General features: G+C 48.9%; 1 protein-coding gene. It reads left to right on the plus strand.

What is annotated here, in order from left to right:
• Nucleotides 1-52 precede the first annotated feature (52 nt).
• Nucleotides 53-315: hypothetical protein (locus AW165_RS18820; RefSeq protein WP_155859677.1), on the plus strand; the 263-nt coding region annotated here is incomplete at its 3' end.

The following is a 315-nucleotide window of genomic DNA, read 5'->3' on the forward strand; positions in this document are numbered from 1 at the left end:
ACACCGTCATTGATGAGCTTAGCTCGAACAACTTCCAATAATGGGGAACTTTATGCAAACACAACAAGCTAACGCGCTGCTCGATACCGCCAAAGCGAACATTGAAAAAGCGCAACGACTTATCCAGGGGCGAACCACCCCACACATCAACACCAAAGCGATGCTAGGTCGAACGAACGCCACGCTTTTTGAAGGGCAAATGAACAGCGCACAACGTGCCTGTGTTCTTGGCTTTATGTTTGTGCATGCAATGTTCGTGATGCTTGGTATGACCGTACCTCTTCAATACCTGGCTTACGTGCTCGCCACGACTTA

The sequence above is a fragment of the Acinetobacter sp. LMB-5 genome (assembly GCF_001541635.1).
Taxonomy (GTDB): Bacteria; Pseudomonadota; Gammaproteobacteria; order Pseudomonadales; family Moraxellaceae; genus Acinetobacter; species Acinetobacter pittii.